Source organism: Mycobacterium sp. (assembly GCF_049683935.1).
Classification (GTDB): domain Bacteria; phylum Actinomycetota; class Actinomycetes; order Mycobacteriales; family Mycobacteriaceae; genus Mycobacterium.
Map to the genome: position 1 here is coordinate 21,061 of NZ_JBAUJR010000476.1, position 6,163 is coordinate 27,223.

A 6,163-nucleotide genomic window follows, 5' to 3' on the forward strand; every position below is an offset into this window, starting at 1 on the left:
CAGACATGACCAATGTCGGATGGATTGGCCTGGGAGCCATGGGATCACCGATGGCATCGTTCGTAGCCCAAGCGGGGCACCTGGTCACCGCCTTCGATATCGATCCGCAGAAGGCGGCTGCCCTGGCGGGCGACGGCGTGAAAGCCGCTACCACCGTTCGTGACGCTGCGGTGGACAGCGATGTTCTCGTGCTCATGGTCGCGACCGCTGACCAAGCCGAATCGGTGCTGTACGGCGATGGAAAGGCCGCTGCGGCGCTCCGCCCGGGCAGCGTGGTGCTGCTGATGGCCACCGTCGGGCCGGATGCCGTCGAAGCCTGGGCCAGGCGCCTGGCCGAGACTGACGTGCAGATCGTCGATGCTCCCGTGTCGGGTGGTGTTGCCAGGGCGGGCCAGGGCGATCTGCTGATCATGGTCAGCGGTTCGGAAGCCGCTCTGGCGACGGTGCAGCCCTTACTGGACGTGATGGCCCGCAATGCTCCCGTCGTCGGGACCGAGCCAGGGGAGGGGCAGAAGGTCAAACTCGTCAACCAGTTGCTGTGCGGGGTGCATATCGCGGTCGCCGCGGAAGCCCTCGCCTATGCCGAGGCACTCGGACTGGATGCCGGTGCTACCTGGGAAGTGCTGCGGCACGGCGCGGCGGCCTCTTTCATGCTCGACGACCGCGGCGCACGGATGATCGACAATTCGAACGGCGAGATTCGTTCCACCACTGACATTTTCGTCAAGGACATGGGTCTGGTCACTGCGGCTGCCCGCGCCAAGTCATACCCCACACCGCTGGCCTCCGCAGCCGAGCAGATCTACCTCGCCGGCCGCCGCGCCGGACTCGGACGCGCCGACGACTCGTCTGTCATCGAGATTCTTCGGGGCTCCGCGACTGCGTCAACCTGACTAGGAGCTGGAGGGTGCCGCCGTACCTCACGGCGGTGCTCGGCACGACTTGCTCGTTCGGGAAACTGGGAGCTGTTGAGGCCCGCTCGGAGCTAACATCATCACCCGTGGGGAACTTGAAACCTGCGGGGGCTGATTCGCAAAACATCGCCACTTGTGCGTGCGTCGGTGTCTATGCCGACGCCCTTACTTATGGCAACGAGTATGAAATTCTGGCCCGTGACGTCGACAAGCACCACGTGAAGGTGCGCGCCGACAACGGGAGGGCGCGGTGGTATCCGGAGTACTGTTTCGACATGAGCGGCCAGCAGATGGCAATGCTCGTGCGTGCGACCGTGGATGATCTAGACGATTTGGTCGAGGACTTTCTCACTGGCGTCGACGTGGTGCTTGAATTCTCCGACGGCCAGCGACGATGGTGTTTCTTCATCACCCCGGAGCTACTGTCGCGCCTTGGCGGCGCCGAGCAAGTCGGTGATGAGCGTTTGCTGACTTACAACGTCCCGCACATGATCGTGGTGAGTGCGATCACCCGCGAGATGATTGATCGATCACTCGCTTTCATCGAAAGCCAGGGAGAATTACTGGACTCTTCGATGCCCATCGTCTGAACCGTTGCGGCGCAGGGCAGTTGTCTCAAACTTATAGGCTGGAGGAAAGGCTGAGTGTCCGCCGCACCGCGCGTGCGGAGGATTGAGTCGCCGGAGTGTCAGGCTGTGGCGATCATGCCGGCCACCGTCCGCCTGCGTCCCGATGTCGTCATCATCCCCCTGCTCGGCGTCGATCCCAGCCACGTCGTGCTGGTCGCCCGCGCAGGCGACCGCAACGCCTTACTGACGGCATTTCGCCGGTTCGCACAGTCGCACCTCACAGACCGAGCTGGGTGAGGCGCGCCCGTGTTCACGACTTTCGGCGTTGCCCGAACTGCTCGGAAAGCCACCGGTTGTGCGAACATTTGGACAGCGCTCGAATGTCTTTGTGCCAGAGGCCTTCGATGAGCCGCTACCAGTTGCGGAAAGCGCTGTTTGGGAGAATGGGCAGACTAGGTTCAACGCATGCGGCAGTTGTGACCTTGCGGTGAAACGCAATTCAGCTCACTCGCCGGGGCGGACGAGGCCAGTCTCGTATCCGATGATCACGAGCTGGGCGCGGTCGCGCGCGTTCAGCTTGCCGAGGATGCGACTGACGTGCGTCTTCGCCGTGAGCGGCGACATGTAGAGCGACTCGCCGATCTCGGAGTTGGTCTTGCCACGTGCGACCTCGGCGAGCACTTCGCGCTCCCGCTCGCTGAGGACATCGAGGGGACCCGTGTCTCCCGGACGGATGATCGGACGGCGAACGAGGTCGGCGACCAACCGCTTTGTCATTGCCGGTGAGATGAGGACGTCACCGGCAGCGGCGGCGGAGATCGCCTCGAGCAGGAGTCGCGGCGGGGTGTCCTTGAGCAGGAAACCGGAGGCGCCGACTCTGAGCGCCTCGTAGGCGTACTCATCGAGCGCGAAGGTGGTCAGCACAAGCACCTTGGTGGCGCTGAGCCGTTCGTCGCCGCAGATCGCTCGGGTCGCGTCGAGCCCGTCCATGTGAGGCATGCGGATGTCCATCAGCACGACGTCGGGGCGTGTCCGCCGGGTCTCGGTGATCGCCTGCGCGCCGTCGCCGGCCTCACCGACGACCTCGATGCCGGGTTCGCTGGCGAGCAGCATTGCGAACCCGCGACGCACCAACTCCTGGTCGTCGACGAGCAGCACGCGGATGTCGCGCCTCGCCGTGGTCGGGGCGCCGAGCCGAGCGGTCATGCCCCCCGCCCGCCGGGCAGTTGGTAGGGCACGAACGCGCGCACCGTGAACCCGCCGTCGTCGGTGGGTCCGGCGTAGACGGTGCCCCCAAGGAGCTCCGCTCGCTCGCGGATCGCGACCAGACCGATGCCGGTGCCCGGCGCCGCAACGCGAGCGGTAGCCGGCGCATCGTTCGACACGGTGACGTGCACGCCGCCGTCCGCGTGCCGGAGCCGGACGATCGCGGGGACTTCGCCGGCGTGGCGGGCGACGTTGACGAGGCACTCGTGCACGATTCGGTGCACTGTCACCACGGTGCTCTCCGCCACGTTCGCAGGATAGTGACCGTCCTCGACCACCTCGACCCCTCTCGAGTGCCAGGCGGCAGCAACGACGTCGCTGATGGTCGTGGTGGCCGTCGGCACCGGACGAAGCGGGACCGACTCGTCGGACCGCAGGACCCCGAGGAGAGATCTCAGCTCGTCGAGCGATCGTCTGCCTGCGTTGTTGATCTCGACCAGCGCAGAGTGAGCGGCAGTCGGATCGCGCTCGAACACGTGGGCGGCGATGCCGGACTGGACGGTGATCGCCGACAGCGAATGGGCGACGATGTCGTGCAGGTCGTACGCGATGCGAAGGCGTTCGGCCTGGAGCCGTTCGGCGACTTGGCGTTCCGTTGCGTCGGTCCGACGCTGCAGGTTGGAGCGACGGGCGTCGGCGGCGGCGATCGGGAGCAGGAGAACGGCTGCGTCGGTGGCCCATTCGAACCAGAACGGCTCACTACCGACCTGCGCCCCGATGCCGGTGACGACGATCGCGACGAGCGATCCGAACCAGATCACAGAGCGATCGTCGCTCCGGCGCACGAGACGGTACAACGCCACGGCGAGCAGCAGCCGCAGCGCGATTGGGCTGGAGGTCCATGCGAGGGTGACGACGTCCAGCACACCGATCGCCACGACGGTGGCCCGACCGAACCGACCGGCGACGACGAGCAGCACTGCGGCGACAGTCGCGATCGCGATGCCTGGGAGCTGCCGTCCGGCCACGACGTCCGGATCGGTGACCAACGCGCCGATCGACACGGCCAACGCGGCGACGATCGCAGCGAGTTCGGCGCGAGAGGTGCGGTGATCGGTGTGCGTCACGGGTCCATCATCGTCGCGACCGGTGGAAACACGAACGACCTCCGATGAGTGATTGGTATCCACCACCACGATGACGGCGGCCGCTGGAGGCCGCATCCACCCACAGGAGGCGACGGGTACACCCACGGGAGTACAGCGCTGACCGAGCGGCCGGGCGGATGCGTCAGACCTTCATGCCGAACAATTTTTCTGCATTTCGGAACGCGATTTTCTCTTTAGTCTCGCGTGGCAGTTCCACTGCCCGAAACCAATCGGTTCCTTCCTTCATGTTCGCAAACGGGTAGTCGGTTCCAAACATCACTCGATCCACACTGATGTACTTCAGCAAAAGATGGAGCAGCTCATCCTGGAAGAATGCGCTGGTTGTGTACCAAAAATTGTCACTGAAGTATTGCCCGACAGGCTTGTTCAGAGAACCTTCGGTCGAATCTCCCAAATCTTCCACGATGCGCTCGTAATAGAACGGAAGGCCCTCTCCCATGTGGCCGACAATAATCTGCAGTCTGGGCAATCTATCGAACACCCCGGTCATGATCAGTCGAAGGCATTGAGTAAGCACCTCTTGGTGCCAGCCATATCCTGACCCACTGAAAATGTAATCCTGGTGCTCATCGTTATATCCTGGGCGCTCAATACTGTAGTAAATATCGAAGACTTCTTTGGGTGGGAAGCCCGGATGCAGGTATATCGGAACATCAAGGGCCTCGGCACGCGCCAGGACGGGCTCGAAATCCTGGTGGTCGAGGAACTTGCCGCCAACGAACCCATTGGTCATGGCGCCAACGAAGCCGTCTTCGCGGACAGCGCGTTCCAATTCGTCCGCAGATGCCTCGGGGTCCTGCAGAGGCAGGGTCGCATAGGCCTGGTAGCGCCCCGGATAGGTGGTCATCGGGCCGTCGGCGATCATCTTGTTGAGACGATACGCAAAATCGTTGCCCTCCCGACCGGCGAGCTCCTGCACGCCCGGCGTGTGTGCGGAGAGAATTTGAACATTGATACCCGCCTCATCCATTGCGCCGATGCGGCCAGGCCCGAGTTCGGCAAGACCAGTTTCCTTGAGGTACTCCACGTGATCATCGTTGATCGCGTTCAGCGCAATCAGCTCATCGGTGGTGTAGGTCTCTTCCGTGGCAATAAATGGCAGGTCTTGGTCTCGCAACGAGATGTCCGAAATCTCTGTCGCTGGGTCATTGGCCGTAGTGGCACAGGCGGACAATCCCGCACCAACACCAAGTGCAGCGGCGCCGCTGAGAAAGTTGCGGCGTCCCATCACAAGTTTCTCTAGGGGTTTTACGCTCATCTTCATCGGTCTGCGGGGTTATTTGACGTCGACGAAGAATACGTGGCCGGTGATCTGCAGGACGCGGTCGTCGCCCTGGGCGTCCCAGACGTATTCGCGGATGGGCTGGACCTTGCGGACCGAGACGACCTCGGCGTTGTCGAGTGCGGTCGATCCCTGGCGGTTGACGACGACGCGGTTGCCTTCGGCCTCGAGTGCGCTGATGGTGTCCGTGGCGCTGTTTCCCGAGGGGGCCGCTTTCGGCGACCACGGTACGGCGGCGGAGGGGCCGGACAGCCCGAGGAAGGCGGCGACGAATCCGGCGGTGATGGCAGTGGCGGTGAAGTTCTTCATGGTCTTTGCTGTTTCCTTTGTGTCGGGTCGGAGGGGACACGAAACCTCCGATGAGTGGTTGATATTCACCACGATGTCGGCAGCCGCTGGAGATCGCATCCACCCACAGGAGGCGACGCGTACTCGCTCGGGAGTACAGCAGCGACCGAGCGGCCGACCTCCCTCAGCACGATCCGCGACGTTCCCGCGTTCGGCCCTTCCGCACGGTCTCTAGCGATCCGCCGCCTCGCCCGTCGGTGGACTCCGTCGAAAAACCTGTGCGGGTTAGCAATTCGCCCAATCGGATGCAGCTTGTTCGATAAGCCCTGTCGCCACCATTTCGTCACTGTGACGTTAATGGGTCCAATTGGGGAAACTGTCGGAGCGCGTGGTGGTGGGCCCAATGCGGGGTCCTGCATGGTCGCTGGTGTCCGACGCTGGCGGTGGTGGGGACGACCTGCTGCGCGACCGCTGTCAGGTCAGAGTCGGGTAAGCACGCAGTCAACCGCGCGGCGAGGATCTGTAGTCCCGAAAAGGCGGGCGTCACATCGACCGACCCCCGTACATGCAGCTATACGTTTTGCCGATAAGCCACATTATGTCAAGTCAATCACTGCATTTTCATCCGATGAATCACGCAGCAATCGTGTGACTCTCGCCTACCGACCCGGTACCCATGGATGAAACAGCCTGGACACCAGGGGTTTTCGGTGGATGCGAACGAGTATGCATGAC

Annotated in this window: 7 protein-coding genes; 3 read left to right on the forward strand and 4 right to left on the reverse strand. The window is 63.2% G+C overall.

From position 1 onward, the window contains the following. Positions 1-5: 5 nt before the first annotated feature. The 3 genes from WA965_RS26980 (at position 6) to WA965_RS26990 (ending at position 1,780) form a co-directional block, all read left to right on the forward strand. Complete coding sequence (locus WA965_RS26980) at positions 6-893, forward strand: NAD(P)-dependent oxidoreductase (RefSeq protein ID WP_526295751.1); 888 nt, start codon at positions 6-8, stop codon at positions 891-893. Between the two features lie 14 nt (positions 894-907). Continuing rightward, positions 908-1,504 (forward strand): hypothetical protein, encoded by a 597-nt coding sequence (locus WA965_RS26985; protein WP_526295753.1) that lies wholly within the window; start codon positions 908-910, stop codon positions 1,502-1,504. Positions 1,505-1,609: 105 nt separating this feature from the next. Continuing rightward, a complete protein-coding gene (locus tag WA965_RS26990) occupies positions 1,610-1,780 on the forward strand; it encodes a hypothetical protein (protein ID WP_526295755.1) in 171 nt (56 codons plus the stop codon). Between the two features lie 207 nt (positions 1,781-1,987). Here WA965_RS26990 and WA965_RS26995 read toward each other — a convergent pair whose 3' ends face one another. From WA965_RS26995 to WA965_RS27010, 4 genes are all read right to left on the reverse strand, one after another. Continuing rightward, entirely contained in the window at positions 1,988-2,689 is a 702-nt protein-coding gene (locus WA965_RS26995) for a response regulator transcription factor (protein ID WP_526295757.1), read from the reverse strand. Then, positions 2,686-3,816, reverse strand: coding sequence for a sensor histidine kinase (locus tag WA965_RS27000; RefSeq protein WP_526295759.1), 1,131 nt, complete (start codon positions 3,814-3,816; stop codon positions 2,686-2,688). The genes WA965_RS26995 and WA965_RS27000 overlap by 4 nt, the downstream gene beginning before the upstream one ends. A gap of 163 nt (positions 3,817-3,979) precedes the next feature. Continuing rightward, positions 3,980-5,116 (reverse strand): amidohydrolase family protein, encoded by a 1,137-nt coding sequence (locus WA965_RS27005; RefSeq protein WP_526295761.1) that lies wholly within the window; start codon positions 5,114-5,116, stop codon positions 3,980-3,982. A gap of 18 nt (positions 5,117-5,134) precedes the next feature. Beyond that, positions 5,135-5,449 (reverse strand): hypothetical protein, encoded by a 315-nt coding sequence (locus WA965_RS27010; protein ID WP_526295763.1) that lies wholly within the window; start codon positions 5,447-5,449, stop codon positions 5,135-5,137. Positions 5,450-6,163 lie beyond the last annotated feature (714 nt).

What these genes read in the sequence shown, in the direction of transcription:
- WA965_RS26980 (WP_526295751.1), top strand. Translation starts at nt 6, where the DNA reads ATGACCAATGTCGGATGGATTGGCCTGGGAGCCATGGGATCACCGATG.
- WA965_RS26995 (WP_526295757.1), bottom strand. Translation starts at nt 2,689, where the DNA reads ATGACCGCTCGGCTCGGCGCCCCGACCACGGCGAGGCGCGACATCCGC.
- WA965_RS27005 (WP_526295761.1), bottom strand. Translation starts at nt 5,116, where the DNA reads ATGAGCGTAAAACCCCTAGAGAAACTTGTGATGGGACGCCGCAACTTT.
- WA965_RS27010 (WP_526295763.1), bottom strand. Translation starts at nt 5,449, where the DNA reads ATGAAGAACTTCACCGCCACTGCCATCACCGCCGGATTCGTCGCCGCC.